The 26,896-nt window shown below is 73.3% G+C and carries 26 protein-coding genes; 15 read left to right on the top strand and 11 right to left on the bottom strand.

Going from position 1 to position 26,896, the window contains the following annotated elements; all coding sequences use genetic code 11:
- Positions 1 to 53 precede the first annotated feature (53 nt).
- Positions 54 to 1,568: a DUF6297 family protein gene (locus ABT158_RS10320; protein ID WP_352352456.1), complete on the bottom strand. Its 1,515-nt coding sequence runs from the start codon at positions 1,566 to 1,568 to the stop codon at positions 54 to 56.
- A 55-nt stretch (positions 1,569 to 1,623) separates the two neighbouring features.
- Positions 1,624 to 2,247, bottom strand: a complete 624-nt coding sequence (gene ccmA, locus ABT158_RS10325; RefSeq protein WP_352352457.1) for a heme ABC exporter ATP-binding protein CcmA — start codon at positions 2,245 to 2,247, stop codon at positions 1,624 to 1,626.
- Positions 2,248 to 2,456: 209 nt separating this feature from the next.
- On the opposite strand from ccmA, the gene ABT158_RS10330 reads away from it, so the two are divergent.
- Both ABT158_RS10330 and ABT158_RS10335 read left to right on the top strand, forming a co-directional pair.
- Positions 2,457 to 2,774, top strand: a complete 318-nt coding sequence (locus ABT158_RS10330; RefSeq protein ID WP_352352458.1) for a hypothetical protein — start codon at positions 2,457 to 2,459, stop codon at positions 2,772 to 2,774.
- Positions 2,775 to 2,885: 111 nt separating this feature from the next.
- Positions 2,886 to 3,509, top strand: coding sequence for an MOSC domain-containing protein (locus ABT158_RS10335; protein WP_352352459.1), 624 nt, complete (start codon positions 2,886 to 2,888; stop codon positions 3,507 to 3,509).
- 110 nt (positions 3,510 to 3,619) lie between these two features.
- Here ABT158_RS10335 and ABT158_RS10340 read toward each other — a convergent pair whose 3' ends face one another.
- Both ABT158_RS10340 and ABT158_RS10345 read right to left on the bottom strand, forming a co-directional pair.
- Entirely contained in the window at positions 3,620 to 4,864 is a 1,245-nt protein-coding gene (locus tag ABT158_RS10340; RefSeq protein WP_352352460.1) for a glycoside hydrolase family 18 protein, read from the bottom strand.
- Between the two features lie 63 nt (positions 4,865 to 4,927).
- Positions 4,928 to 6,133, bottom strand: a complete 1,206-nt coding sequence (locus tag ABT158_RS10345) for a styrene monooxygenase/indole monooxygenase family protein (RefSeq protein ID WP_352352461.1) — start codon at positions 6,131 to 6,133, stop codon at positions 4,928 to 4,930.
- A gap of 55 nt (positions 6,134 to 6,188) precedes the next feature.
- On the opposite strand from ABT158_RS10345, the gene hemW reads away from it, so the two are divergent.
- On the top strand, positions 6,189 to 7,406 hold the full coding sequence (gene hemW, locus ABT158_RS10350) for a radical SAM family heme chaperone HemW (RefSeq protein WP_352352462.1): 1,218 nt from the start codon (positions 6,189 to 6,191) through the stop codon (positions 7,404 to 7,406).
- On the opposite strand, the gene ABT158_RS10355 is transcribed toward hemW, so the two are convergent.
- Genes ABT158_RS10355 through ABT158_RS10365 form a run of 3 tightly spaced genes read right to left on the bottom strand, consistent with a single transcriptional unit; the run spans position 7,399 to position 9,751 of the window.
- Positions 7,399 to 8,118 carry a DUF4870 domain-containing protein gene (locus ABT158_RS10355; RefSeq protein ID WP_352352463.1) on the bottom strand — a complete coding sequence of 240 codons (720 nt, stop codon included), beginning with the start codon at positions 8,116 to 8,118 and terminating at the stop codon, positions 7,399 to 7,401. The genes hemW and ABT158_RS10355 overlap by 8 nt on opposite strands.
- Positions 8,115 to 8,924 carry a DUF3097 domain-containing protein gene (locus ABT158_RS10360; RefSeq protein ID WP_352352464.1) on the bottom strand — a complete coding sequence of 270 codons (810 nt, stop codon included), beginning with the start codon at positions 8,922 to 8,924 and terminating at the stop codon, positions 8,115 to 8,117. The genes ABT158_RS10355 and ABT158_RS10360 overlap by 4 nt, the downstream gene beginning before the upstream one ends.
- 17 nt (positions 8,925 to 8,941) lie before the next feature.
- Positions 8,942 to 9,751 (bottom strand): DUF4564 domain-containing protein, encoded by an 810-nt coding sequence (locus tag ABT158_RS10365; RefSeq protein ID WP_352352465.1) that lies wholly within the window; start codon positions 9,749 to 9,751, stop codon positions 8,942 to 8,944.
- 156 nt (positions 9,752 to 9,907) lie between these two features.
- On the opposite strand from ABT158_RS10365, the gene hrcA reads away from it, so the two are divergent.
- The 3 genes from hrcA to ABT158_RS10380 are packed head-to-tail and all read left to right on the top strand — an operon-like array spanning position 9,908 to position 12,810.
- Positions 9,908 to 10,921, top strand: coding sequence for a heat-inducible transcriptional repressor HrcA (hrcA, locus tag ABT158_RS10370; protein WP_352352466.1), 1,014 nt, complete (start codon positions 9,908 to 9,910; stop codon positions 10,919 to 10,921).
- Between the two features lie 11 nt (positions 10,922 to 10,932).
- Entirely contained in the window at positions 10,933 to 12,075 is a 1,143-nt protein-coding gene (gene dnaJ / locus ABT158_RS10375) for a molecular chaperone DnaJ (protein WP_352352467.1), read from the top strand.
- A gap of 9 nt (positions 12,076 to 12,084) precedes the next feature.
- Positions 12,085 to 12,810, top strand: a complete 726-nt coding sequence (locus tag ABT158_RS10380) for a 16S rRNA (uracil(1498)-N(3))-methyltransferase (RefSeq protein ID WP_352352468.1) — start codon at positions 12,085 to 12,087, stop codon at positions 12,808 to 12,810.
- An 18-nt stretch (positions 12,811 to 12,828) separates the two neighbouring features.
- Here ABT158_RS10380 and ABT158_RS10385 read toward each other — a convergent pair whose 3' ends face one another.
- Together ABT158_RS10385 and ABT158_RS10390 are read right to left on the bottom strand one after the other, a co-directional pair.
- The gene (locus ABT158_RS10385; protein WP_352352469.1) at positions 12,829 to 13,455 is read right to left on the bottom strand and encodes a hypothetical protein; all 627 of its coding nucleotides are present in this window, start codon (positions 13,453 to 13,455) and stop codon (positions 12,829 to 12,831) included.
- Positions 13,452 to 13,964: a SigE family RNA polymerase sigma factor gene (locus ABT158_RS10390; RefSeq protein WP_049573205.1), complete on the bottom strand. Its 513-nt coding sequence runs from the start codon at positions 13,962 to 13,964 to the stop codon at positions 13,452 to 13,454. The genes ABT158_RS10385 and ABT158_RS10390 overlap by 4 nt, the downstream gene beginning before the upstream one ends.
- 279 nt (positions 13,965 to 14,243) lie before the next feature.
- Between ABT158_RS10390 and ABT158_RS10395 the strand changes: the two genes are divergently transcribed.
- The 8 genes from ABT158_RS10395 (at position 14,244) to era (ending at position 20,172) form a co-directional block, all read left to right on the top strand.
- On the top strand, positions 14,244 to 14,588 hold the full coding sequence (locus tag ABT158_RS10395; protein WP_352324084.1) for a histidine triad nucleotide-binding protein: 345 nt from the start codon (positions 14,244 to 14,246) through the stop codon (positions 14,586 to 14,588).
- A gap of 90 nt (positions 14,589 to 14,678) precedes the next feature.
- Complete coding sequence (locus tag ABT158_RS10400) at positions 14,679 to 15,716, top strand: PhoH family protein (RefSeq protein WP_352352470.1); 1,038 nt, start codon at positions 14,679 to 14,681, stop codon at positions 15,714 to 15,716.
- A complete protein-coding gene (ybeY, locus tag ABT158_RS10405) occupies positions 15,713 to 16,189 on the top strand; it encodes an rRNA maturation RNase YbeY (RefSeq protein ID WP_352352471.1) in 477 nt (158 codons plus the stop codon). The genes ABT158_RS10400 and ybeY overlap by 4 nt, the downstream gene beginning before the upstream one ends.
- Positions 16,186 to 17,481, top strand: coding sequence for a hemolysin family protein (locus ABT158_RS10410; RefSeq protein ID WP_352352472.1), 1,296 nt, complete (start codon positions 16,186 to 16,188; stop codon positions 17,479 to 17,481). The genes ybeY and ABT158_RS10410 overlap by 4 nt, the downstream gene beginning before the upstream one ends.
- A 307-nt stretch (positions 17,482 to 17,788) precedes the next feature.
- On the top strand, positions 17,789 to 18,439 hold the full coding sequence (locus ABT158_RS10415; protein ID WP_352352473.1) for a hypothetical protein: 651 nt from the start codon (positions 17,789 to 17,791) through the stop codon (positions 18,437 to 18,439).
- Between the two features lie 10 nt (positions 18,440 to 18,449).
- Positions 18,450 to 18,767 (top strand): cytidine deaminase-like protein, encoded by a 318-nt coding sequence (locus ABT158_RS10420; RefSeq protein ID WP_397175585.1) that lies wholly within the window; start codon positions 18,450 to 18,452, stop codon positions 18,765 to 18,767.
- 7 nt (positions 18,768 to 18,774) lie between these two features.
- Positions 18,775 to 19,245: an NUDIX domain-containing protein gene (locus ABT158_RS10425; protein WP_352352474.1), complete on the top strand. Its 471-nt coding sequence runs from the start codon at positions 18,775 to 18,777 to the stop codon at positions 19,243 to 19,245.
- 18 nt (positions 19,246 to 19,263) lie between these two features.
- On the top strand, positions 19,264 to 20,172 hold the full coding sequence (gene era / locus ABT158_RS10430) for a GTPase Era (RefSeq protein WP_502911505.1): 909 nt from the start codon (positions 19,264 to 19,266) through the stop codon (positions 20,170 to 20,172).
- A gap of 30 nt (positions 20,173 to 20,202) precedes the next feature.
- On the opposite strand, the gene ABT158_RS10435 is transcribed toward era, so the two are convergent.
- The gene (locus tag ABT158_RS10435) at positions 20,203 to 20,676 is read right to left on the bottom strand and encodes a hypothetical protein (RefSeq protein WP_352352476.1); all 474 of its coding nucleotides are present in this window, start codon (positions 20,674 to 20,676) and stop codon (positions 20,203 to 20,205) included.
- A gap of 153 nt (positions 20,677 to 20,829) precedes the next feature.
- Positions 20,830 to 23,397: an AfsR/SARP family transcriptional regulator gene (locus ABT158_RS10440; RefSeq protein ID WP_352352477.1), complete on the bottom strand. Its 2,568-nt coding sequence runs from the start codon at positions 23,395 to 23,397 to the stop codon at positions 20,830 to 20,832.
- A gap of 79 nt (positions 23,398 to 23,476) precedes the next feature.
- Between ABT158_RS10440 and ABT158_RS10445 the strand changes: the two genes are divergently transcribed.
- The gene (locus ABT158_RS10445; protein WP_352352478.1) at positions 23,477 to 26,893 is read left to right on the top strand and encodes a protein kinase domain-containing protein; all 3,417 of its coding nucleotides are present in this window, start codon (positions 23,477 to 23,479) and stop codon (positions 26,891 to 26,893) included.
- Positions 26,894 to 26,896: the final 3 nt, after the last annotated feature.

The raw sequence follows: 26,896 nt of genomic DNA on the forward strand, positions 1-26,896 counted from the left end.
CTGAGCCGTCGCCTGGGCGCTCTGAGCGGTCGTCCGAGCCGTCGTCTGACCGCTCAGGGGCGGGAACGCCGGGCCGGGCGGGGCCGCACCAGCACGCCGGCCAGCGCCACCAGGCCCGCCACCGCCTGGGCCGCGAGGAACCCGCCCGGCGCGGCCGGCCCGGTGGCCAGCGCGACCACCGCGGGCAGGCAGCCGAGCAGCGCCAGGTCGGCGCCCGTCGCCGCCCACAACACCGGGCCGGTCGGCACCGCGCCGCCGGGGGTGTCGATGACCGGCATCGAATGGTCGACCGGCCCCCTCCTGGCCATCCGCAGCGCGCCCGCCGCGAGCGCGGGCGCGCTGAGCAGCCCGAACAACCACGCGCCGGACGGAAGGCCGCCCACCGCCACGACGCCGGCCAGGGCCAGGGCCGCCCACACGCCGCCCAGCAGACCGGGCAGCAGCGCCCGCGCCGCCAGCGCCGGACGCCGGCCCACGCCGGTAAGCCGGGCCAGGGCGGGGTTGTCGGCGTCCCGGCGCGCGCCGGACGTGCCGGACGCCGCCACCGCCAGCGCCCCGCCGAGCACGACCAGCCCGAGAGCCGCCGGAGCGGCCCCCGCCTGGGCGAACACGGCGGGCAACGCCGCGCTCGCCGCCGTGGCCGCCAGCCGCCAGGGCCGGCGGCCGAGCCGCACCCAGTCCTGCCAGGCCAGCGCGAGCGGCGCGGGCAGCCCCGGCCACGGCCGCGAGGCGAGCTTCCTGGCCCGCCAGTGGTTGTCCTCGGCGATCCAGCTCAGCGCGCCGGGATCGAGGGTGACGGCGGCGCTGGTGACGTGCCCGGCCCGGGTGGAGGCGGTCAGCAGCAGACGGGTGGGGATGGCGGCCAGCGACCCCCACGCCCGGCGGGCCAGGACGGCGGCGAGCGCGGCCATGGCCGACGCCGTGGCGGCCAGCGCGGGCAGGGGCGCGTTCGCGGCGGCCGCGAGCGCCGTACGGGCCTGGCCGCTGACGGCGACCACGGCCAGCACCAGGAGCGTGAGCAGCACGCCGGTCAGCCACAGGTTCCAGGTCGGGGAGGACTGGGCGAGCATCGCCAGCGCCATGCCCGCCACGCTCGCCGCCGTCGCCACCGCCAGCGCGGCCAGCAGCCGCCACACCAGCGCGCCGGGCGCGCCGAGCGCCGCCAGCAGCCCGAGCCCGAGCAGCAGCCCCGCCACCAGCGCGACGACCATGAGCACCCGCCCGGAACGCCCGAGCAGCCGCCGCCGGTCCAGCGGCGAGGTCAGCAACCAGGACGCCTCCGCCGCCGGCACCATCACCGGCCCGGCCGCCCGCGCCAGCGCCAGGCAGCCCGCCAACCCCAGCAGCACCAGGGCGACCCCCGCGCCCGTCCGGCCCGGCTCGACCGTCCCGCCCAGGCCGGAGACCACCGAGGACAGCGGCTGCCCGACGACGGCGAGCAGCATGCAGAGACCGAACAGGCTGACGTAACGATCGACCAGCCCGGCCGGGGCACGCCCGCGTGCCCGGACGAACGCCCGCACCGACCGCACGCTCACCTCGCCCGCGCTCACCTCGCCCGCGCTCACCGCCCGCCCGCCTTCCCCGTCCGGCCGGTCTTCCGGACGACGGCGTCGTGACCGCTCATGCGGGCACCCCGGCGGGGGAGACCCGGCGGGCGGCGTCGGCCAGGGTCTGGTCGTGGGTGGCCATCACCACGGTGCCGCCCTCGCCGGCGTACTCCTCCAGCAGTTCACCGAGCCGGACGCGGAAGGCCGCGTCGAGGCCGCGTTCGGGCTCGTCGAGCAGCAGCAGCGTGCTCGGCCTGAGCAGCGTGGCGGCCAGGCAGAGACGCTGGCGCTGGCCGGTGGACAGGTTGAGCGGCGGCGCGTCGGCCCGTTCGGTCAGCGCGAACTCCGCCAGCGCCGAGTCCACCGTCATGCGCGCCTCGGCGTACACGGCGCCCATGAGCTCCAGGTGCTCGCGCGCCGTCAGCCCCGGGTACCAGGCGGGCTCGTCGCCGAGCAGCGCCACCCGGCGCCAGAAGGGCGCGTCGTCGGCGGGTTCGGCGCCGAACACGCGGACCTCGCCGGAGGTGGCGGGCTGGAGGCCGGCCAGGCAGCGCAGCAACGTGGACTTGCCCGATCCGTTGGGCCCGACGACCGCCACGACCTCACCCGGCTCGACGGCCAGGTCGAGGCCCCGGAACACCGGATTGCCCCCGAGCTCGACGGACAGGTCCGCGACTTCGATGATCAAACCGCTCACCGTTCGAGCGTAGCCACCCCACCGGCCGCCCGCGCGACCGGTCTCCGGGGCCTTCCCGCGGCCTTCCCTGGCCCTTCCCTGGCCCTTCCCACGGCCTTCCCACGGTTTCCCGCGGGCTCGCCCCGCTTTCCCGGGGCGGGAGAGCCGATTCTGTCGGTGCCGGTCGCTACCTTTGCTGTTCCCGAACACCAGTGCTACTGGAGGGTGACGTGATTGCTTCTGAGCGATTCGAGCGTGCCGCTGTGCTGGGGGTGGCCGTGGCGGAGGAGACCAGGCGGCTGCTGCGGCTTCACCTGAGACCCGCCGAGGTGGGCGGCGACGGCAGGGTGGTGGTCGACGTGCCCTATCCCGACGCGGCGGTGGTGGCGGCGCTGCTCGACGTCGCGGCCGAGTGTTTCGGCGAACGCGGCGGCTCGGTCGAGGAGACCCGGCAGGCGGCCCTGGAGACCCTGTTACAACTGGCCGAGTTCGACGCCGACTCCCCGCTCGCCCGGGTGGCGCCGGAGCCCGGCGACAGGCGCGGGTGACGGCTCGGCGAACAGGCCGAATGGGTACATGTCTGTTCTTCTCCACTGATGGGATGAGAAAGGCGGAAAAATCGGTGCGTCGCGGGCCCGTTCGTCCGCTACCGTCGCGGCATGCGCATCCTCTCCGTCAACGTCGGGCGGTCGATCGACGCGGAATGGGCCGGCAAGCTCGGCCGTACGGCGATCGACAAGCGGGCCGTGCCCCACCGGGTGGAGGTGCTGCGCAACGGCCTGGCCGGCGACGAGCGGGCCGACACGCCCAACCACGGCGCCCCCACCCATGCCGTCTACGCCTATGCCCGCGAAGACTACGACTGGTGGCAGGGCGAGCTCGGCCGTGACGTGCGCGACGGCCGGTTCGGGGAGAACCTGACCACCGCCGGCCTCGACGTCAACGGCGCCCTCGTGGGCGAGCGGTGGCGCGTCGGCAGCGCCCTGCTGGAGGTCACCGGCCCGCGCATCCCCTGCGTGGTGTTCCGCAACTGGATGGACGAGCCCGGCTGGCTCAAGCGCTTCACCCGCGCCGCGCGGCCGGGCGCCTACCTGGCCGTGGTCGAGCCGGGCGAGCTGGGCGCGGGCGACGAGGTGGAGATCGTCTCGCGCCCGGAGATCGGGATGACCGTGGCGGACGCCTTCCGCGCCCGCCACGGCGACGCCGACGCGCTGGCCCGGGTGCTCGCGGTCCCCGGCCACGCCCCGGAATGGGACGAACTGGCCGCGCGGGCGAGCGGCTGACAGCCGCCCACCCGGCCGGGCGCCCGTCCAGAAACCCGCGGCCGGGTGCTCGTCCAGAGACAGCCCACCCGGCCGGGTGCCCGTCCAGAAACCCTCGGCTGGGCGGCCGTCTAGCGCAAGACGGCGTACAGGGCCGAGGTGAGGGAGGCGCGGGCGTCGTCCTGGTCGATCGACCACATCATCGAGCCGCCCAGGCCCTTGAGCCGGATGTAGGCCGCCTTCTCCAGCAGCGACGCCGGGTCGTCGTAGGACCAGAACTCGTTGCCGTCGTAGAGCCACATCGCGCCGGTGCGCACGTCCCGGTAGCGCTTGCCGGGCTTGGCGGCCAGGTCCTTGTAGTCCTCGCTGCCCGGCCCCCACTTGCCGGCGGCCGGTCCGGTCGCGGGCTGCCAGAGGCCGTCGCCGCCGCCGGTCACGCCGGTCCAGCCCTGCCCGTACGCGGGCACGCCCACGACGATCTTGCGGCCGGGCGCGCCGCGCGACAGGTAGTCGCGGACGGTCTGGTCCACGCTGTACCTGACGGGGTTGGGGTCGCGCCGGTCGGTGAACAGGTTCCCGTTGTGCCCGGTGCGCGACTCCCAGGTGCCGTGCAGGTCGTACCCCTGGACGGTGGCGAAGTCGAGCGACCGGAACACCCGGCGCACCTCGAACCCGGCGTCGATCTTCGCGGCGGCGGCCGGGAGGAAGGCGGTGAGCTGGGAGCTGGAGGAGAACGCCCGGAGCTGGGCGCGCAGCTCCTCGACGAAGAGGGTGAAGTTGCGCCGGTCCTCGGGCCTGATCACGTTCCCGTCGTTGCCCGCCGAGCCCGGCCACTCCCAGTCCAGGTCGACGCCGTCGAACACGCCGGCGCCCGCGCCCGGCTCCAGGCCCGGCAGGTTGCCGCGCAGCCACAGGTCGACGCACGACCGGGCCAGCGCGGACCGCGACTCGGCGGTGAGCACGGCGTCGGAGAAGTACTTGGACCCGGTCCAGCCGCCGAGCGAGATCAGCACCTTGAGGCCGGGATGCTTGGCCTTGAGCTTGCGCAGCTGGTTGAGGTTGCCGTTGAGTGCCTGGCCCGGCTGGTCGGCGACGCCGTCCACGCTCTGCTCGGCCGGCACCGGGCGCTGCCAGTCGGCCCAGGGGTCGGCCGAGTAGCAGGAGCCTTCGGCGTTGACGAAGCCGAAGGCGTAGTTGAGGTGGGTGAGCTTGGCGGCGGCGCCGCTGGTGTCCACGTCCTTGACGTGGTAGTTGCGCCCGTACACGCCCCACTGGATGAAGTAGGCGACCCGCTTGAATCCGGGATGGGCCTCGGCGGGCGCGGACACCGCCGTGAGCCCGAGTAAGAGCGAGAGTGCGAGGAGGATCTTCTTCACGGGCGCTCCTGGGGGGTGAACTTATAAGAAACTTTCCTATAAGTTGACGCGATCGTAGAACCGTCACCCCGTGCCGTCAACGACGCGCGCCACCTCCTCGGCGCTGGAGAACAGCCGCCACGCCCGCGCCGGGTCGCCGAACAGCGACAGCACCAGATCGGCCACCTCCTGCCTGGTCGCGGCAGCGGCGAGCAGGGCGAGGACGTGCTCGGCCGGCGGCCGCAGGAAGGCGTTCGTCCACGCGACGACCGGCTCGGCCGCCACCCACATGCGCCGGGCCGTCTCCCGCGCGAACGCCGCGTCGTAAGGGCCGCTCGCCGCGATGGCCTCGGCCGCGATCCAGGCGCAGGCCGAGCCCAGGTTCGCGCCCTGCCCGGTGATCGGGTCGTTGGTGACCCAGGCGTCGCCGATCGCCAGCGCCACGCCGCCGCCGGGCAGCTCGGCCACCGCCTCGCGCACGACCGGCGTGATCGCGCCCTGCAGCAGGTCCTCCGGCCCGAGCAGCTCGAACGCGGCCGGATCGATCAGCTCGGCCAGGCGCGGCGCGTGCTCGGGCAGCAGGGCGAGCAGGGTCGTGCAGAACTCGTCGGCGGGCACCCGGGCCAGCACGTCGAGCGGCCCGCCGGGGATCGCCTCGACCAGGACGCCGCCATGCACGCCCGACCGCGTCATCATCGCCATGCACAGGATCTCGCCGCAGCCGGGCGAGATGTTGAAGCCGAAGGCCGGCCCCGGATCGAACCCGTGGAACAGCCCGGCGGCCAGGATCCGCTGCGGCGCCTCGTACGGGGACCAGGCCGGAACGCGCGGGAACAGCTCGCGCACCGAGCGTCGCCCGGTGGCCACCACCATCAGCTCGTGGTCGCGCGACCAGTGGGCGACCTGGCCCGCGTCCGGCGGGAGGGGATCGACGACCAGGCGGCCGCCCCTGCTGGTGTAGTCGTCCATGAGCGCCGGCAGCAGCACCCGGAAGTCGACCCCGTGGAACGGCTCGGTCACGCGGCCGGTGAACTCCAGCGGCGGATCGCCCTTGATCGAGAGGCTGCCGCTGACCAGCAGGCAGCCGGGGTCGAGGAAGTGCAGGCTGCCCAGCTCCCGCTCGCGGTCCTGCGCGCGGCCCATCCTGCCGACCGTGTTCGGCAGCCGCCCGCGGCCCAGGTCGGCCGCGTCGCCCTCGCTGTAGAGCGTGGTCGCGACGCCGAGCTGCTGCAGCCGCAGGGCCAGCGTCAGCCCGGAGATCCCCGCGCCCACGATTCCGACGCCCGTCATGTGCCGCCTCCCTCGATGGCTCGGAGCACACCCGTGAGCAGGCACACTGGATGACGTGCCATCCACCCTGCCCGACGGCGATCCGGCGCCCGCCTCCGGCGAGCTGCCCGACAGCGCGCTGCGCGGGCTCGGCGAGCGCCCGTTCGGCTTCTACGTGCACGTGCCCTTCTGCGTCACCCGCTGCGGCTACTGCGATTTCAACACCTACACCGCCGCCGAGCTAGGGCCCGGCGCCTCCCACCGCGACTACGCCGACACGGTCGTGGCCGAGGTGCGCCTGGCCCGGCGCGTGCTCGGCGACGCCGACCTGCCCGTGGAGACGGTGTTCTTCGGCGGCGGCACGCCCACGCTGCTGCCTCCCGAGGACCTGGCGCGCGTCCTGGCCGCGATCGACGCCGAGTTCGGGCTGCGGCCGGGGGCGGAGGTCACCACCGAGGCCAACCCCGAGTCCGTCGACCCCGGCTACCTCGACAAACTCCGTCAGGGCGGCTTCAACCGGGTCAGCTTCGGCATGCAGAGCGCGCGTGAGCACGTGCTCCAGGTGCTCGACCGCAGGCACACGCCGGGGCGTCCGGCGCGGGCCGTCCGGGAGGCGCGTGAGGCCGGGTTCGAGCACGTCAACCTCGACCTGATCTACAGCACGCCGGGGGAGTCCGACGACGACTGGCGGGCCTCGCTGGCCGCCGCGATCGAGGCCGGGCCCGACCACGTGTCGGCGTACTCGCTGATCGTGGAGGAGGGCACCAGGCTCGCGGCCCGGATCCGGCGCGGCGAGCTGCCGATGCCCGACGACGACGTCGCCGCCGACCGCTACCTGATCGCCGAGGAGATGCTGGCCGAGGCCGGTTTCTCCTGGTACGAGGTGTCCAACTGGGCCACCTCCGAGCAGGCCCGCTGCCGGCACAACCTGCTCTACTGGACCGGCGGCGACTGGTGGGCCGCCGGCCCCGGCGCCCACAGCCACGTCGGCGGCACCCGCTGGTGGAACGTCAAGCACCCGGCCGCCTACGCCCAGCGCCTGGCGTCGGGCGCCTCGCCCGCGCACGCGCGCGAGGTGCTCACCGGCGACGACCGGGCCGCCGAGCGGCTGATGCTGGAGCTGCGGCTGATCTCCGGCTACCCGCTGGCCGAGGTCGCCCCCGGCGCGCGTACGTCCGTGGCGAGCGCGCTGGCGCGCGGGCTGCTGGAGCCCGAGCCGTTCAGGGCGGGCCGGATGGTGCTCACCCTCAAGGGGCGGCTGCTGGCCGACGCCCTGATCACCGAGCTCATGTGACCAGGCGGATGGCGAACGGGTAGCGGTAGTTCTCGCCCCGGTTGGTGGCGATGGCCGCCTGGACGTGGAAGATCAGCGACACGATCCAGATGATCGGGAACAGCAGCAGGCCGACCAGCACGATCGACAGCACCATCGCCACGGCGTAGCCGATGAACATCGTGATCTGGAAGTTCAGCGCCTCGGCCGCCTGGTCCCTGACATAGGGGGACTCGTCCTTCTTCATCAGGTAGATGACCAGCGGGCCGATCCACGAGACCAGCAGGCCGAGCAGGTGGGCGAGCATCGCCATCGTGGTGTCGTCGCTGCCGCGGCGCGGGCCGAACCGGCCGGGCACGTACGGCCCGGCGGGGTAGCCGTAACCCGGTTGCTGCCCGTAGCCGGGGGCCTGCCCGTGGCCGGGGGGCTGGCCGTGGCCGGGCGGCGGGGGCACGTAGGGGGGCGGCGTGGGCATGGGGCCCGGCTGCGGACCGGGCCCGCTCGGCGGCTGCCGCCCGTAGTCGGGCTGGGAACCCGGCTGCTGCCCGTAGCCGAGCTGGGGTCCCGAGCCCTGGTCGCGGGGCACGTCAGAAGGCGGCGCGTCGTAAGGCGGCACGTCAGAAGGCCGCGCGTCAGAAGGCCGCACGTCGTAAGGCGGGACGTCAGATGGCGGGGCGCCGGGGGTGGGGTCGTCGGGGGTGGGGTCGTCGGGGGGTGGCGGGGCCTGGCTCATGATGCCTCCGTAACGAAGTCGATCAGTTCCTCGACCCGGCCGAGCAGTTCCGGCTCCAGGTCGGCGTAGGACGAGACGGCGCCCAGAATGCGCCGCCAGGCGTCCGCGGGCTCCATGCGCCAGCCCAGTGCGGCGAGCACGCCCTCCTTCCACGGCACCCCGCGCGGCACGTCGGGCCAGCCCGGGATGCGCAGCACGGACGGTTTGACCGCCTGCCAGATGTCGATGTACGGATGACCCACGACGAGGACGTGCGGCGAGGTGATCCGGGCCGCGATCCGGCTCTCCTTCGACCCCGGCACCAGATGGTCGACCAGCACGCCCAGCCTGCGGCCCGGCTCGGGGGCGAACTCGGCCACGATGGCGGGCAGGTCGTCGACGCCCTCCAGGTACTCGACCACGACCCCCTCGACCCGCAGGTCGTGGCCCCAGATCTTCTCCACGAGCGCGGCGTCGTGCACGCCCTCGACGTAGATCCGGCTCTCCTTGGCGACCCGGGCCCGCAACCCCTCCACGGCGATGGACCCGGACGCGCTGCGCCTGGGCCCCGACGGGGCCGCGGCCGCCGGGCGCACCAGCGTCACGGGCCTGCCCTCCAGCAGGAACGCGGCCGGCGCGAGCGGGAACAGGCGGCGTTTGCCGAACCGGTCCTCAAGGGTGACGGCCTCCTTGTCGCAGGCCACCACGGCGCCGCAGAAGCCGCTGTCGGCGTCCTCCACGACCAGGTCGAGTTCGGCGGGCACCTTAGGGATCTTGCCCTTGCCCGGCCGCCGCCAATTGCCCGCCAGCACATCGCCCTCGTACACACGGGGACCGTAGCAAATCACCCGCTGACCGCAAGGCGCTTACGCGCGCCGCTGCGCCGTACGAGGACGACGACGGTGCCGATGATGCCGATGAGCAGGCCGGCGCCGGGGAACAGGAACAGCGCCGCCACCCCGCCGAACAGGCCGCCCGCCGCGGAGAGCACGTCACGGCCCACGCCGAAGCGGGCCGACGACTCCTCCTGCGTGGCGCAGGTCAGCTGGTAGTCGCCCTTGGCGGGGGCGTTGACGGCGAGGATCTCCTGCCAGGTGGTGCCGCCGGCGCTGAGCGTCTGGCTGCCGGAGACCTTGACCAGCCTGGCCTGGGCCGGGCCGCCGGAGATCTCGCACTGGTAGTTGACCCGCGAGTCGGTGGCGATGTAGACGGCCGGGCGCTGGGCGGGGTCGATCGCGACCTTCACGCTTTCGCCCGACGCGAACGTGGTCGTCGGGGCCATGTCCGAGACGCTGCTCAGCACGCCCCCGGCGAAGACCACCACGCCCACGACGCCCAGCACGACGGCCACGGCCCACACGACGGCGATCCACCACAGGCGCGGCTTGATCGCCTTGCCGTCGATCCTGGCCGGGAACTGCGGCTGCCCGCCGTACTGGTTGTGCGGGCCGTACTGGTCGGGCTGGGCGTACTGGTTCTGCTGGCCGTACTGGGGCGGGGGGCCGTACTGGGCGGGCGGCTGTTGCTGCTGGTAGGGCGGCTGGCCGTGCTGCTGGGGCTGGTACGGAGGCTGGGCGTACTGGTTCGGCTGACCGTAGTAGGGACCCTGCCCCTGGGGCGGTCCGTACTGCGGGGGCTGGGAATTGTCGGTCATGCGGCAAGTGTGAGGCCTGTCGCTTGTAAGTCGCTAGCAACAGGATGGGACCTGGTGTTATCGCACCTTGTGGGCGAGAGCCGTACACTTGGCACTCGGGAACACGGAGTGCTAGACCTGTCGTTTCCCTGTTAGGCAGAGGCAGGAGGTGAGCACGTGCTCGACGAACGGAAGCTGGCGGTGCTCCGCGCCATTGTCGAAGACTACGTGTCCACCAACGAACCGGTGGGCTCCAAGGCGCTGGCCGAGCGCCACAACCTCAAGGTCTCCCCGGCAACGGTCAGGAACGACATGGCCGCTCTGGAGGAGGACGGGTACATCACCCAGCCGCACACCAGCGCGGGCCGCGTGCCGACGGACAAGGGCTACCGCCTGTTCGTCGACCGGCTCTCGCAGGTCAAGCCCCTGTCCGGGGCCGAGCGGCGGGCGATCGAGACCTTCCTCGCCGGCGCGGTCGACCTCGACGACGTGGTCTTCCGCACCGTGCGGCTGCTCGCGCAGCTCACCAGGCAGGTCGCGGTCGTGCAGTACCCGACGCTGACGCGTTCCACGGTCAGGCACGTCGAGCTGGTCCCGCTCAGCGAGCGGCGGGTCATGCTCGTGCTGATCACCAACACCGGGCGCGTCGAGCAGCGCGTGATCGAGCTGCCCGAGGTGGTGGAGGACGACCGCATCGCCCATCTGCGCGCGGTGCTCAACTCCTGCCTCGACGGCTGCGGGCTGAGCAACGTCCCCGAGCTGGTCGCCGACCTGCCAGAGCGGCTGCCCGCCGAGGATCGGCCCGCCGTGGCCACGATCCTGTCGGTGCTGCTCGAAACCCTCGTCGAACGCCATGACGAGAAGATCGTGTTCGCCGGCGCGGCCAATCTCGCGGGCGCCGACTTCGCCACCGGCCTGCGCGACGTGCTGGAGGCGCTGGAGGAGCAGGTCGTGCTCATGCGGTTGCTCGGCGAGACTTCCACAGACACCCCGTCCGCGCTCACCGTGCGCATCGGCTCGGAAAACCCCTACCTTCGCGGCACGTCCATCGTCGCAACCGGATACGGTTCTGGCGACAACCAACTGGCCCGGCTCGGCGTGCTGGGTCCCACGAGGATGGACTACCCCGTGACGATGGGCGCCGTACGCGCGGTGGCACGCTACGTCAGCCAGATCCTGGCTGCATCTTAAGAGGTCGATAAGTGGCAAACAGCGACTACTACGCCACCCTCGGGGTGCGCCGTGACGCCAGTCAGGACGAGATCAAGAAGGCCTACCGCCGCCTCGCCCGCGAGCTGCACCCCGACGTGAATCCCGATCCTGAGACCCAGGAGCGGTTCAAGGAGATCACGCAGGCCTACGAGGTGCTGTCCGACCCGAACAAGCGCCAGATGTACGACCTGGGCGGCGACCCCTTCGGCGGCGGCGCGGGTGCGGGCGCGGGCGCCGGCGGCTTCGGCGCGGGCTTCCCCTTCAGCGACATCATGGACGCCTTCTTCGGCACCGCGGGCGGCACCCGCGGGCCGCGCTCGCGCGCCAGGAGGGGCCGCAACGCCACCATCCGGGTCGAGCTCGACCTGCGCGAGACGGCGTTCGGCACCACCCGCGAGCTGGTCGTGGACACCGCCGTGCTGTGCGAGGTGTGCCACGGCGCCGGCGCGGCCCCCGGCACCCACCCCGACACCTGTGACATGTGCAGCGGGCGCGGCGAGATCTCCCAGGTCACCCGCTCGTTCCTGGGCCAGGTCATGACCTCGCGGCCGTGCCCCCAGTGCGGCGGCTTCGGCAGCATCATCCGCCACCCCTGCCAGGAGTGCTCGGGCGACGGCCGGGTGCGCACCCGCCGTACGATCAAGGTCCGCATCCCCGCGGGCGTCGAGGACGGCACCCACATCCAGCTCGCCGGCGAGGGCGAGGTCGGCCCCGGTGGCGGCCCGCCCGGAGACCTCTTCCTGGAGATCGTCGAGCGCGCGCACGAGATCTTCGAGCGGCGCGGCGACGACCTCCACTGTACGGTCCAGATCCCCATGACGGCCGCCGCGCTCGGCACCATCCTCGCCGTCGAGACGCTCGACGGCTCCGAGGAGATCGACGTGCGCCCCGGCACCCAGTCCGGCCAGGTCATCACCATGTACGGGCGCGGCGTGCAGCGGCTCAACGAGTCCGGCAGGGGCGACCTGCTCATCCACGTCAACGTCGAGACCCCGATGCGGCTCGACCAGACGCAGGAGGACCTGCTGCGCGAGCTGTCCAGGCTGCGCGGCGAGGAGCGGCCGCCCGGCAAGTTCGCCCCGGGGCAGCAGGGTTTTTTCTCCCGCCTGCGTGACGCCTTCAACGGCAGGTGACGATCACCCGTGACCGTCCCCGTGTTCCTCGCCGAGGACCTCAACGGCGCCGAGCTCACGCTCGACGGTCCTGAGGGGCGGCACGCGGCCTCCGTGCGGCGCCTGCGCGCCGGCGAGCGGGTCGACCTGACCAACGGCGCGGGCGACGTCGCCGAGTGCGTGGTGCGCGAGGTGTTCAAGGACGCCCTCGCGCTCGACGTGCTCGCCCGCTACACCGTCGAGCCGCCCGCGCGGCGGCTGGTGGTCGTCCAGGGGCTGCCCAAGGGCGACAGGGGCGAGCTGGCCGTCGAGATGATGACCGAGGTGGGGGTCGACGTGATCGTGCCCTGGGCCGCCTCGCGCAGCATCACGCAGTGGAAGGGCGACAAGATCGCCAAGGCGCTGGGCCGGTGGCGCGCCACGGCCCGCGAGGCCGGCAAGCAGGCCCGCCGGTTCCACCTGCCGCAGGTGGCCGAGCTCGCCTCCACCGCCCAGGTCGAGGGGCTGCTGGCCGACGCGGCGCTGGGGCTCGTGCTGCACGAGGAGGCCGCCGAGCCGCTGTCGAGGGTGGCGCTGCCGCCCGGCGGCGACATCGTCGTCGTCGTGGGGCCGGAGGGCGGGGTCTCGGAGGAGGAGCTGCGCAGGTTCGCCGCGGCCAAGGCGGTGCCCGTGCTGCTCGGGCCCACCGTGCTGCGCACCTCCACGGCGGGGGTGGCGGCGGCGGCCGTGCTGCTCGCGCGTACCGGGCGCTGGTAGGCCCGGCTCAGGGCGCTCTCACGGTGTCGTGTGCGGCACGTCCACCAGCGGGCTGCTCAGGTCGCTCGGGCCGGTGGGCAGGTCGTCCGGCGGGCACTCGTCGGAGGGGCACGACGTCGGGGTGTCGGTCGTCTCCGGCGGGGTCGGCGTGGGGGTCGGCGTGATCTCGGGGCACTCCTGGTCGCCGGCGGCCTCGCCGCTCGGGCAGGGCGTCGAGGACGGCGTCGGCGACGGCGTGGGCTGCCTGGTCGACCTGGCCGTCTCCGAGGGCCGGTGGGTCTCGCTGTGGCTCGGCGGCACGACCACCGCGGGCGGCGGCTCGGCGCTGTGACTGTCGCGCCTGGGCGGCGTGGACAGCCTGGTCGAGGAGTTGCCCGGTGCGATGGTCGAGTTGTCCACCACCTTGACGGGCGTCTCGAAGATCTGGGAGCGCAAACTGGGCACGACCATCACGATCGTCCCCGCCACCAGCACGGCGCTGACCGCCGCCGCGCCCGCACGCCACCAGAACAGGTTACGGACGCCGCGCCGCTCGATGCGGGCGCGGATGATCTGCAGTCCTTCCGGCGAGGGCACGACCGCGTCCGCCTCCGCGCGGAGCGCACGGCGCAGGACGTCGCCGTACTCGTCGGGGGGCTGGGTCATGACATCTTCTCCAGGACGGACCGCAACGCGGCCATTCCACGGGCGGTGTGGCTCTTTACCGCGCCCTTGCTGATGCCCATGGCGTGGGCGATCTCAGCTTCGGACAGATCTCCGTAATAACGCAGAACCAGTGCTTCTCTCTGTCGGGTCGGCAGGGCGCGTAACGCCTCGATGACGGCGGAGCGTTCCAGCTCGCCGATCGCGCCGTTCTCGGCGCTCGGGGCGTCCGGCAGGCCCTTGGGTGCGTACTTCTCGACGACCGCGCGGTGACGCAGCACGGAACGGGACCGGTTGACGACAGACTGACGCAGGTAAGCGAGTGCTTTGTCGGGATCGCGCAGTCTGCGCCAGGCGCCGTGAATGGCGACGAACGCGTCCTGCACGACTTCCTCGGCGGTTGCCATGTCACGCACCAGCAACACCGCGAGACGCACCAATGACCGGAAGTGCGCGCTGTAGAGCGCGGTCACGGCCATGTCGGCATCCCACCCGACCGGCACCGCCCCCATCGACCTGTCGGCCAGAAGGGTTTCGGTGGTCACATCAGTGGGACGCGCGGCCTTCCCAGAGGGTTTACTCTCTTCCGGTTCTGAAGGTTTCCCCGGTTCCTTAGGGTGCATTACCCAGTCGTGTTCCTCGCCAGGTGGCGCTCGCCCGACCCTGAATCATCTTTTTTGCTCTGAAGTGTCGCACACTCACCCTAACCGCGCGGATCTTCGGGCGCACGACACCACGGATTACCGATTCGCAACGGACTGCCGAACGGTCGCTCTCGATAGGGTACTGCCGTGAGCGACTGCCTCTTCTGCAAAATCGTGGCCAAGGAAATTCCGGCCGACGTCGTCTACGAGAACGCCAGGGCGCTGGCGTTCCGCGACATCAATCCGCAGGCCCCGACGCACGTGCTGGTCATCCCGCGCGCGCACCACCCCGACGCGGCGTCCATGGCCGCCGCCGACGACGGGCTCGCCGACGACGTGCTCAAGGCCGCGCACGCCGTCGCCGTCCAGGACGGCGTGGCCGAGGGGGGTTACCGGGTCGTCTTCAACACCGGCCCCGGCGCCGGCCAGACCGTCTTCCACGTGCACGCCCATGTTCTCGGAGGGCGTGACCTCACGTGGCCGCCCGGCTGATATTGACGCGAGCAATCAGCCTGGTGCCGGATACGATGGGCGGAGAAGAACACCGAACAGACCGGGAGGCATCAGGCCGCTGGCCTGCCCATGTCCGAACTACATGAATCCCGACGCACGGCACCTCCCTCGCGCACTCAAGCCAAGGTGCTGATTCCGGACGAATACCCGATGGTCAGCCTCCTCGGCTCCCGCGACGAGCTGCTTCGCGTCATCGAGGGCGCCTTCAGGGCCGACATCCACGTGCGGGGCAACGAGATCACCGTCACCGGCAGCCCCGACGAGAGCGGCGCGGTCGTGCGCCTGTTCGAGGAGCTGGTCGAGGTGTTGCGCAGCGGGGGCGAGCTCACGCCCGACGCGGTCGAGCGGAGCATCGCCATGCTGCGCATGACCTCCGACCGTCCGGCCGAGGTGCTGTCCCTCGACATCCTGTCCTCCCGCGGCCGCACGATCAGGCCGAAGACCGTCAACCAGAAGCGGTACGTCGACGCGATCGACCAGCACACGATCGTGTTCGGCATCGGGCCCGCGGGCACCGGCAAGACGTACCTGGCGATGGCCAAGGCCGTGCGCGCGCTGCAGGAGAAGCGGGTCAACCGCATCATCCTGACCAGGCCGGCGGTCGAGGCGGGCGAGCGGCTCGGCTTCCTGCCCGGCACCCTCTACGAGAAGATCGACCCCTACCTGCGGCCGCTCTACGACGCGCTGCACGACATGGTCGACCCCGACTCGATCCCGAAGCTGATGGCCGCGGGCACGATCGAGGTCGCGCCGCTGGCGTACATGCGCGGCCGTACCCTCAACGACGCCTTCATCATCCTCGACGAGGCCCAGAACTCCTCGGCCGAGCAGATGAAGATGTTCCTGACCCGGCTGGGGTTCAACTCCAAGATCGTGGTGACCGGCGACGTGACCCAGGTCGACCTGCCCTCGGGCACGGTGAGCGGGCTGCGGGTCGTCCAGGACATCCTGGAGGGCATCCCCGACATCCACTTCGCCCGCCTGTCCAGCGCCGACGTGGTGCGCCACAAGCTGGTGAGCGACATCGTCGACGCCTACGGGCGCTACGACGCCACCCAGGCCGCCCAGGAGCCGAAGGCCATCCACCGGGGGAAACGACGCCCGTGAGCATCGAGATCAACAACGAGTCCGGCGTCGGCGTCGACGAGGAGAACCTCGTCGCGCTGGCCACCCACGTGCTCGGCGAGATGGGCATCAACCCGCTCGCCGAGCTGTCCATCGTGGTGGTCGACGAAGACGCCATGTCCGAGCTGCACGAGAAGTGGATGGGCGAGCCCGGCCCGACCGACGTGCTGGCCTTCCCGATGGACGAGCTGCGTCCCGGCGGCGGCGCGCGCGGCGACGGCGAGGGCCCGGCCGACCCGGCGCTGCTCGGCGACGTCGTGCTCTGCCCGCAGGTCGCGGCCAGGCAGGCCAAGGAGGCCGGGCACAGCGCCCAGGCCGAGCTGGAACTGCTGTGCACCCACGGCATCCTGCACCTGCTCGGCTACGACCACGCCGAGCCCGAGGAGCACAAGGAGATGTTCGGGCTGCAGGCCCAGATGCTCGAGTCCTGGCAGGAGGTGCGCGACTCGCGGTGAACGCCTGGTTGCTGTGGGCCATCGCCCTTGTGATCATCGGTGGCCTGATCGCCAGTGCGGAAACGGCACTGACGCGCATCTCCAGGGTGCGCGCGGAGGAGTTCGTGCGCGAGGGCCGGCGCGGGGCCGACCGGCTCCAGGCCATCGTCACCGACCCGCCCCGCTACCTCAACCTGCTCCTGCTGCTGCGCCTGAGCTGCGAGCTGGTGGCGACGGTCATCGCCACGCTGCTGTTCATCGACCTCATGCACGACCAGGGCTGGGCCTACGTGGCCGCCGCGGCCGTCATGATCGTGGTCAGCTACGTCGTCGTCGGGGTCATGCCGCGTACGCTGGGGCGCCAGCACGCCGAGCCGGTCGCGCTGGCCGGGGCGCCGATCGTCTACGGCCTGACCCGCATCTTCGGCCCGCTGCCCAAGCTGCTCATCCTGCTCGGCAACGCCCTGACCCCCGGCAAGGGCTTCCGCGACGGCCCGTTCACCTCCGAGGCCGAGCTGCGCGACCTGGTCGACCTGGCCGAGGAGCGCCGGGTGATCGAGCCGGACGAGCGCGAGATGATCCACTCGGTCTTCGAGCTGGGCGACACGCTGGTCCGCGAGGTCATGGTGCCCCGCACCGACATGGTCTACATCGAGCGCGGCAAGACGATCAGCCAGGCGCTGTCGCTCGCGCTGCGCAGCGGCTTCTCCCGCATCCCGGTCGTGGGCGAGAACGAGGACGACGTCATCGGCATCGCCTACCTCAAGGACATCGCCCGCAAGATCCACGAGTCGGGCGAGGGCGGCGGCAAGGAGACGGTCGAGTCGATCATGCGGCGGGCCGCGTACGTGCCCGAGAGCAAGCCCATCGACCAGCTCATGCGGGAGATGCAGGCCCGGCAGATCCACATCGCGATCGTCATCGACGAGTACGGCGGCACCGCCGGGCTGGTCACCATCGAAGACGTCCTGGAGGAGATCGTCGGCGAGATCACCGACGAGTACGACCAGGAGGCCCCGCGCGTGGAGACCATGTCCGAAGGCGCGCTGCGGGTGACCGCCCGCATGCCGGTCGACGAGCTGGGCGAGCTGTTCGACACCGAGATCGAGGTCGACGACGTCGAGACGGTCGGCGGCCTGCTGGCCCACGCGCTCGGCCGGGTGCCGATCGCCGGGTCGCAGGCGGAGGTCGCCGGGCTGGAGCTGACGGCCGAGAGCCTGGCCGGGCGGCGCAACCGCATCAGCACGGTCGTCGTCCGCCGGGTCGCGCCGTCCGAGGAGGACGACGGCCAGGCCGCCGCCGAACGTGACTGACCACTTTGCGGGGAGATGTCGCAAGCGTTCTACAAGTCGTCTGCAAGCGGGGTCCGGCAGTCTCATCCCTGACACCCGGTGCGGTGGGTGTCACGAGGAAGCGTCCGAACGCCGGGTGGGGTTCGCGGCCGGAGGGCGCTCCTGGGGGGACGACGGCGTTCCGGCCAGCTAGCCGGCCAGGACGTCGATCGGCGTAAAGGGTGTTCTCGTCTGGAAACCAGGCGAGGGCACCCTTTTTGCGTTTGGTGGAACCTCTGCGGAGATTGCCGCATTCGTCGCCGGGGGAGGCTGCGGTCCAGGGGGAATCATGAAAGCGCGGATCATCGTGTACGGGCTGCTGGCCGCTACCCTGGCGGGCTGCGCGGGCGGCGGCGGGGCGGACGGGAAGATGGCGGCCGTCGTCGACGCCCAGGCCATGGCCCAGCTCCGTGAGGTGCTCAACAGGCGGCCGAGCCTGCCGGACGGCTTCGCGCAACGGCCCGAGCAGGCCTGGCGGGTGCCGTTCGGCCGGGTGGACCAGGCGTGCCGGGCCGCGCTCGACGTGGCGGCCGGGCACGCGCCCGAGGAGGGGCTCACCGGCCAGGCGGCGGTCAGCTACCAGGGGGACGGCCTGGGGGAGCGGGCGGCCGTCGGCCTGGCCAGGTACGCCGGCGAGGAGGCCGAGGCGCGCTTCGACGACCTGAGAGAGGCCCTGGAGTCGTGCCGGGAGATCCGGACGTCGGGCGGCACCGCCCTGCGGGCCCGCAGGCTGGACGTCGGCGACGCCGCCCGCTCCGGGGACGAGGCCGCCGCGGCACGGCTGCGCGGACGGCTGAACGGCTACCCGTACGCCCTCGACGTCGTGCTCTCGCGGGACGGCGACACGCTGGTGTCGGTCGTGCACGCGGGCATGAGCGACGTCGACCGGGACCGGACGAGGAAGCTGGTCGCCGCCCTGCTGTCGATGTCCACGGCCTAACCTGGTTCCCGTGACTCTCGATCCTGAAGACAGCAAGATCATCACCCTGGCGCGGGCGGTCAGGGCGCGCAACGAGGCCGCCGAGGGCGCCGCCGTGCGCGACGAGACCGGCCGCACGTACTCGGCGACCGGCGTCGCGTTGTCGTCGCTGACGCTGTCGGCCGTGCAGGTCGCGGTGGCCATGGCGGTCTCCGGCGGCGCGCGCTCGCTGGAGGCGGTCGCGCTGGTGACGGCGGGCGAGCCGGACCCGGCCGACGAGGCGGTCGCGGCCGAGCTGGGCGTCAAGGCCCTGCTCGTGGCCGGTCCCGACGGCACGCTGAGGTCCTGAGGTGGCCATGTCGCCGTTCCTGGCCCGGCTGCGCGCCAAGATCGGCAACGACCTGCTCATGCTGCCGTCGGTCAACGGGTGCGTCTTCGACCGCGCCGGGCGGGTGCTGATGGCCCGGCACGGCGACGACGGCCTGTGGGCCACCCCCGGCGGCGGCGTCGACCCCGGCGAGCGGCCGCAGGACGCGGTGGTCAGGGAGCTGCGCGAAGAGCTGGCCATCGAGGTCGAGGTGCGCGGGCTGGTCGGCGTCTACGGCGGCCCCGAGTACCGCACGGTCTACCCCAACGGCCACGAGGTGGCGTACGTCATCGCCATGTACGCCTGCACCCTCGCCGCCGGCACGCCGACCCCCGACGGCGAGGAGATCAACGACTACCGATGGGTGACCGAGCACGAGGCCGGCGGCCTGACGACGCCGGCCTGGACACCCCTGGCACTGCCCGACGCGTTCGCCTGGTGGCGTGAACACGGCAGCTGATAAGCGACAATGCACAATGTGACTTCGCCAGACAATCATCGCGCCGGATTCGCCTGCTTCGTGGGAAGGCCGAACGTCGGCAAGTCCACATTGATGAATGCCCTGGTCGGCGCCAAGGTGGCGATCACCTCGTCCAAGCCGCAGACGACCAGGCGGGTCATCAGGGGCATCGTGCACCGCCCCGACGCCCAGATCGTCATCGTGGACACGCCGGGCCTGCACCGGCCGCGCACGCTCCTCGGCGAGCGGCTGGACAGCCTGGTGCTGTCCACGCTCACCGAGGTCGACGTGATCGGCTTCTGCGTGCCCGCCAACGAGCCGATCGGCAAGGGCGACCGCTTCATCGCCGACAAGCTGGCGGCGGTGAAGAAGACGCCCGTGGTCGCCGTGGTGACCAAGTGCGACCTGGCGAGCCGGGAGCAGGTCGCCCAGCAGCTGCTCGCGGTGTCGCAGGTGGCCGAGTTCGCGGCGGTCGTGCCGGTGTCGGCGCAGTCGGGCGAGCAGCTCGACGTGCTGGGCGACGTGCTGATCGAGCACCTGCCCGAGTCGCCGCCGCTGTACGAGGGCGGGCAGCTCACCGACGAGCCCGAGCAGGTGATGGTGGGCGAGCTCATCAGGGAGGCGGCCCTGGAGGGCGTGCGCGACGAGCTGCCGCACTCGATCGCCGTGGTCGTCGACGAGATGCTGCCCCGCGAGGGCCGCGACGACCTGCTCGACATCTACGCCCACATGTTCGTCGAGCGGCCCTCCCAGAAGGCCATCGTCATCGGGCACAAGGGCGAGCGGCTGCGCGACGTGGGCACCAGGGCCCGCAAGCAGATCGAGGCGCTGCTCGGCACGCGGGTCTACCTCGACCTGCGGATCAGCGTGGCCAAAGACTGGCAGCGCGACCCCAAGCAGCTGCGCCGCCTCGGCTTCTTCGACTGACCGTGCCGGTGATCCCGCCGGGCCGGGCGGTCAGCGCGCGCGCCGCACGAGGGCCAGCACGGACAGCACGACGACCGCGACCGAGCAGGCCAGCGCGGCGAACCAGCCGAACCTGATGACCGGCTCGACCGACAGCAGCCCGCCCAGGTCGATGGAGAGCCGGTCGCCGACGCGCTGCGGGTCGGCGACGAACATCACCAGCAGCAGCGTGGCCACCGCGCCCGGCACCACCGCGAGCGCCGCCACGCGCGGACGGGCGCCCAGCAGGCCCGTGACGCCGAGCGCCAGCGCGGCCAGCCCGGCGAGCAGCGTGTAGAGGCCCGCGCTGACGTCGACGCCGCGCACGTCGTCGGAGACGCCCGCGCCGATCAGGTCGCTGCGGGCCTCGACGCCGGCCCAGGGCATGATCGCGGTGAGCACCAGGAGGGCGGCCGCGACGGCGACGGCCAGCGCGGCGCCGCGGCGGGCGGACGTCGTCCGGGCGGGCTTGAGGTCATCGGCCACACGATCACTGTAAGCCGGGGCCCCGGCCCTCACCACCCGACGCGACGGACTCGTCACCAAGCCGGACACCCGCCGCGGCGGGCGGTGGGCGACGGGGGCCCGGGTGATGCCCGGGTTGCGGAGCCGCGGGTGCGGAGCAAGCGGGGGGCGGGGTCAGGGGGTGGACAGGAAGGCGCGGGCGTTGGCGGCGGCACGGCGGTCGCCGGTCTCGTCGAAGCCCTCCAGGGCGGCCGTGGCCAGCTCGCGGGCACGCCCGGCGGCTCCCTCGGCGCGGTTGACCCCGGCCAGGGCCAGCAGCGCGTACGCGTCCAGCAGGCGGTCGCCGAGCCGTACGGCGATGCCCCTGGCACGTTCGGCGGCCGACCTGGCATCGGCCTTGGCGCCCTGCGCCAGCCGTACGGCGGCCAGGTCGAGCAGGGTGTCGGCCTGCCGGTGACGGTCGCCCAGCTCCGTCAGGTGGCCGACGGCCGCCGTCAGGTGGACGGCGGCCTCCTCCAGCCGTCCCGCGCGGCGCAGCACCGCCCCGAGCACGCGCTCGGCGTCGGCGGCGTCCCGCTGGTGGTCGGCCGCCTCCAGGCAGGCCAGCAGCGCCCGCTCGGCCTCCTCCAGCCGGTCCCGCTCCAGGTGCACCCGGCCCAGGCGGCGGCGGGTGTGGTTGACGTCGCGGGTGCGGCCCTGCCGCAGGAACATGCCGAGCGCCAGCCGCAGCTTCTCGTGGGCCAGGTCCCAATCGCGCTCGGCCAGGTGCAGGTCGCCCTGGCCGAGCAGGACGAGCGCCTCGCCCCGGTCGTCACCGGCCCGCCGCGCGGACTCCAGCGCCCGCTGCGAGACCGCCCGCCAGTCGTCGAGGAACCGGTGCCGCTCCAGGTACGGCCCCAGCAGGTGCGCCAGCCGCCAGCACGGATCGTCGAGCCCGGCGGCGTGCAGGTCGGCCACCAGGCTCACCAGGAACGGCCGCTCGGCGTCCAGCCACTCGACCGACTCCCTGATGTCCCTGGTCGCCACGGCCGTGCCGGGGTCGCCCGACACCAGCGAGAAGCGCGAGGCCCGCACCCGGGCCAGAACGAGCTCCGACACCTCGGCCAGCACGCCCGGCAGCGGCTGCTCGCGCGCGAACAGCCGGGTCAGGTCGTGCATGCGGTAGCGGATCTGGCCGGCCGCGTCCACGCCGTGCGTCTCCAGCAGACCGGCGTCCACCAGGGCCTCGGCGCCGCCGCCGAGCCGGTCGGTGAGCCAGTCGGCGAAGTCGGGGGCCGACAGGGCGCCGAGGCCGCGTAACGTCCGCCTGGCCGGTTCGGGCAGGCCCTCGTAGCCGATGGCGAGCACGCTGCGGACCGTCTGGTCGCCCGCGTGCAGCCGGTCGAGCCGCTTGTGCTCGTCCTCAAGGAGGCCCACCAGGTAGTCCACCGTCCAGTTCGGGCGGGCGGCCAGCCTGGACGCGGCGATGCGCAGCGCGATCGGCAGGCCGCCGCAGAAGCGGGCCAGCCGGTGCAGCGCCTCGTCCGCGGGCCGTCCGGAGCCGGCCACGAGCAGGGCCAGGGCGTCCTCCTGGCCGAGCACGCCGACCGACAGCCGGGTCGCGCCGGTCAGGCCGCCCAGCGACGAGCGGCTGGTCACGACCGTCGGGCAGGACGTCAGCAGCGGGCGCACCTGGGCCTCGCCGGCGGCGTTGTCCAGCAGCACCAGCAGGCGGCGGTTGGCCGTGTAGGTGCGGAACAGGCGCTCGCGCTGCTCCAGCCCGGCCGGGATGGCCTGGGCCGGGCAGCCGAGCCAGCGCAGGAAGTCCTCCAGGACGGCCGAGGGCGCCGTGGTCTCGCGCAGGTCGGCGTACAGGATGCCGTCGGGGAAGGACTCGCGGGCCCGCCAGGCGGCGTGCACGGCCAGGGCCGACTTGCCCGCGCCGGCCTGTCCGTGCACGACGACGTGGCCGCCGACCACCCGGTCGAGCAGGTCGGCGCGGCCGGTGAAGTTCGCGATGTCCGGCGGCAGCAGCACCGGGGGGCCCGCCGAGACGTGCAGCGACACGTCGTCGTGGAGCATGCGGTGGTAGAGCAGCTGCAGCTCGGGGTCGGGCTCGATCGCGTGGCCGCCGTCGAGCTGGTCGCGCAGCACCGCGTACGCGGCCAGCGCTTCGACCCGGCGGCCGCTGCGGTAGAGGGCCAGCATGTAATGGCCGCGGAAGCGCTGCCACAGCGGGTGCTGCTTGGTCAGCCGCTTCAGCTCCGCCAGCAGCTCGCGGTGGCGGCCGGCGTCGAGGTCGGCCTGGACGCGGCGCTCCAGGGCGAGCAGGCGCAGCTCCTCCAGCTCCTCGCGCAGTCGCCGGGTCTCCGCCCACCGCTCGCCGTCGGGGTCGAGGTCCTCCAGTGCGGGGCCGCGCCACAGCGACAGGGCCTCCTCGTACGAGCCGCGGTCGACCAGCAGCCGGAACCGGTCGACGTCGAGCTGGTGGGCGCCGATCGCCAGCACGTACGAGCCGGACACGGTCGTGATCACGTCCTTGCCCAGGAGCTGGCGGAGCTGGCCCACGTACCCGCGGACGAGGGAGTCGGAGCGGTCCCCGCCCTCGCGGGGCCACAGCAGCCGGCGCAGCCGTTCCACGGTCAGCGGGCGGCCCGCGTTCAGCAGGAACATCGCCAGCAGGTCCCGGTGCTTCGGGGTCGTGGGGGTGCGATCCCGGCCGCCGTCGCGGACGTCGAGCGGCCCCATGATGCGGAATTCCACGCGGCCTTCCTTTTCGGAGGAGATGTCGATCAGAATGGCACATCTGATGGCTCCCCTGATTTCGTCCGACCCTCACCGCTTGGGCCGTTACTGGCTGGCCGGACGGCTGGGCGCGGGCGGCCAGGGCGTGGTCTACGAGGCGTACGGCGAGGCCGGGGAGCGCGTCGCGGTCAAGGTGCCGAGGTCCGACAGCGCGGAGTCGCGGTCCAGGCTGGCCAAGGAGGCGGCGGCGGCCCAGCGGGTGGCCTCGTTCTGCACGGCCAGGGTGATCGAGGCGCAGGTGGACGACGCGCCGCTGTACATCGTCAGCGAGTACGTCCCGGGGCCGAGCCTGCGGGAGGTGGCCGCGGGGGCGGGGGCGTACGAGGGGGACGCGCTGCGCCGCCTGGCGATCGGCGTCGCGACCGCGCTGACGGCCATCCACCGGGCCGGGATCGTCCACCGCGACCTCAAGCCGGACAACATCATCCTGGGCCCGGACGGCCCGCGTGTGATCGACTTCGGCGTGGCCAGGGAAGCAGGGCCGACCACGACCGGGCCGATCATGGGCACGCCGGGCTACATGGCGCCCGAGGTGCTCACCGGGCGCGCCGCCACCGAGGCGGCCGACGTGTGGGCGTGGGGGATGGTGGTGCTGTTCGCGGCGCGGGGGCGCGACGCGGTCGAGGCCGGCGAGCCGATGGCGGTCGTGGGCCGGGTGCTGGAGTTCGAGGCGGACGTCGCCGGCCTGCCGGAGGAGCTGGCCCCGCTGGTGTCGGCCGCCACCGCCCGCGATCCCGCCGCCCGTCCCGCGGCCGGGGACCTGCTGCTCCGCCTGCTGGGCGAGGGCGCCCGCCGGGACGCCGGCGACCCGCTGGCCCGTGGCGGGCTCGTGGCGGGGGAGCTGAGGGGGCAGGCCGGGCCCGATCTGGGGGCGATCGCCGAGGAACTGTACGGCGAGCTGAGCGAGGACGAGCGGACGGCCGTGCCCGAGGTCTTCCTGCGGCTGCTCGACGGCGACGGCCTGCGTCCCGTGGAGCGCGAGGAACTGCCCGAGGCCAAGGCGGTCGACTCGATGCTCGCCGTGTTCGTCTCGGCAGGCATCCTGGCGCCGGGCGGCGGCGGGTACGAGCTGGTCGCCCCCGGCCTGGTGCAGGCGTGGCCGCGGCTGCGCGACTGGCTGGCGGGCAACCGCGAGGGGCTGCCCGTGCACCGCCGCCTGGCCGAGGCCGCCGCCGAATGGGACGGCCACGGCCGCAAGCCCGCCGACCTGCTCCAGGGCACCAACCTGGACCGCACGCTGCAGTGGGCCGCCACCGAACGCAAGGACCTCACCCTGGCCGCACGCGAGCGCGACTTCCTGGACGCCGCCGCCGGGCAGGCCCGCAGGCGCACCCGGCGGCGCGGCCTGATCGCCGCCGTGCTGGCGGTGCTGCTGGTGGCGGCGCTGGGCGGGCTCGGGGCGGCGGAGTACCTGCGCAGGGAGTCGGCCCGGCAACGGGACGAGGCGCTGGCCAGGGAGCTGGCGCTGCGCGCCGCCGGGCTGCGCGAGCTGGAGCCCGCGCTGGCCGGCCTGCTCTCCGTGGCGGCCTGGCGGCTGGCCCCGGGGCTGGTCGAGACGGCGGGCGCGCTGTACGACGCGGGCTCCCAGCACGTCACCGACGTGTTCGTGGCGCCGTACGTGGACGCGGAGAGCGTGCAGGCGCTCAGCACGGACGGCCACGTCCTGGCCTCCGTGACGGACGGCACCGCCCGCCTGTGGGACGTCCCGACCGGCCGGAAGCTGCACGAGCTGGCCGGGCTCGGCGCGGGCGTGCAGAGCGTCGCCGTGAGCCTCGACGGCCGCCTGCTGGCCGCCCGGGACGACAAGGGCGTGCGGCTGTGGGACACCGTCACCGGCAGCCGACTCGGCGGCCGGTTCGCGAGCAGGGCGAGCGGGTTCGGGGCGCTGGAGTTCGACCGCACCGGCCGCCGGCTCGCGGTGCCGTACGGCTCCGACGGCGAGCAATGGTGGGACGTCGCCACCCGTAAGCCCCTCACCGCCCCCGGCGGCGCGATACTCAACGGCGTCAGCCCCGACGGCCGCTACGGCTTCGTCGCCGACAGCGAGGACCGGTCGCAGGTGTGGGACCTGCGTCGCCGCCGGCGGCTGCACCTGCCGGCGCTGCCCGGCACCGGCACCACCGTCGAGGCCAGGTTCAGCGACGACGGCCGTGCCCTCGTGGTCGTCGAGGACGTGGCCCGCCACGACAAACCCAAGGTCCGCCTGTACGAGCTGCCCTCCGGCACCACCGAGTACGAGCTCGAAGGCGAGAACGCCCAGGCCGCGGACCTGGTCTTCGACGGCCGGTACCTGGCCACGTGGCGACCGGCGGACCTGCTCGCCCTGCGGCCGCGCGACAGCCTGGTGACCGCCCTGCTGCTCCCGGTGCCGGAGGGCGTCACGCAGGTCCGCTTCGACCTGGCGGGCAAGGCCGTACGGCTGCTGAACGCGGCGGGCGGCGTCTCCACCGTCGATGTCTCGCCGCTGTTCGATCCCCGGCTCGGCGACGAGCTGCCCGACCTGCGGATGAGCCAGGACGGCCGGGTCCTGGCCGTCAAGCGGGACGACCGGCTCGAACTGCTCGACCCGGCGACCCGCCGCCGTCTGGCCGGTCCGATCGCCTGGAAGGGCGACGGCTCGGCGATGGCCTTCAGCGCGGACGGCACGCGGCTGGCCTACGGCGACGGCGCCCGCGTCCGGGTGCTGGACGTCGCGAGCGGGCGGGAGACACAGGCGGTCGAGCTGGCCGGGAAGGGGGCGGAGAAGGCCGACGCGCTCGCCTTCGACCCCGGCGGCCGGACCCTGGCCGTGCTGCCGTCCAGGTTCGAGGGGCAGCTGCCGCTGGAGCTGCACGACCTCGCGAGTTCGCGGGCGCGGACCACGAAGGTGACGGGCGCCGGGCCCATGGACTTCGCGCCGGACGGTTCGCGGCTGCTCATGGGCGGCCCTGAGCTGCGGCTCTACGATCCGGTGGGCGGGACCGTGCTGCCGGTGGGGGCCGAGGCCCGGCGGGTCGGCGGCGCCTTCGCCTACAGCCCGGACGGCCGCCAGGTGGCCTTCTCGCATCCTGACCGGATCACGCTCTGGGACCGGGACCTGCGGACCATGCTCGGCGCCTTCCCCACCGTGCCGGGCGCGGAGCAGTTCGCGCTGCCGGTCTGGTCGCCCGACGGGCGGCTGATCGCCACGTACGAGAAGGGCCCGCGGATCCGCCTGTGGGACGTGGCCTCGCGGCGGTACGTCGGGGTCGTGTTCGACGCGATGGCCGAGTCGGCGGGCGACAACGTCTGGCTCGGCTTCTCGGCCGACGGCACCAAGCTGCACACCCTGGACGACGACGGCGCCTTCCGTACGCACGACCTCGACCGGCGGCATGTGGCCGCGACGGTGTGCGCCCGCGCCGGCCGCGCGCTCACGGCGGCGGAGTGGCGGACGTACCTGCCGGGGGTCGAGCCGTTCGACGTGTGCCGCTAGGAC

The sequence above is a fragment of the Nonomuraea sp. NPDC001636 genome (assembly GCF_040298265.1).
Classification (GTDB): Bacteria; Actinomycetota; Actinomycetes; order Streptosporangiales; family Streptosporangiaceae; genus Nonomuraea.

Coding starts and splice junctions, on each gene's coding strand:
- ABT158_RS10390 (WP_049573205.1), bottom strand. CDS start 13,964: ATGGGGGCGGTGCCGGTCGGGTGGGATGCCGACATGGCCGTGACCGCG.
- ABT158_RS10415 (WP_352352473.1), top strand. CDS start 17,789: ATGAAAGCGCGGATCATCGTGTACGGGCTGCTGGCCGCTACCCTGGCG.
- ABT158_RS10400 (WP_352352470.1), top strand. CDS start 14,679: ATGTCCGAACTACATGAATCCCGACGCACGGCACCTCCCTCGCGCACT.
- ABT158_RS10425 (WP_352352474.1), top strand. CDS start 18,775: ATGTCGCCGTTCCTGGCCCGGCTGCGCGCCAAGATCGGCAACGACCTG.
- ABT158_RS10385 (WP_352352469.1), bottom strand. CDS start 13,455: ATGACCCAGCCCCCCGACGAGTACGGCGACGTCCTGCGCCGTGCGCTC.
- ABT158_RS10335 (WP_352352459.1), top strand. CDS start 2,886: ATGCGCATCCTCTCCGTCAACGTCGGGCGGTCGATCGACGCGGAATGG.
- ABT158_RS10365 (WP_352352465.1), bottom strand. CDS start 9,751: ATGACCGACAATTCCCAGCCCCCGCAGTACGGACCGCCCCAGGGGCAG.
- ABT158_RS10345 (WP_352352461.1), bottom strand. CDS start 6,133: ATGACGGGCGTCGGAATCGTGGGCGCGGGGATCTCCGGGCTGACGCTG.
- ABT158_RS10355 (WP_352352463.1), bottom strand. CDS start 8,118: ATGAGCCAGGCCCCGCCACCCCCCGACGACCCCACCCCCGACGACCCC.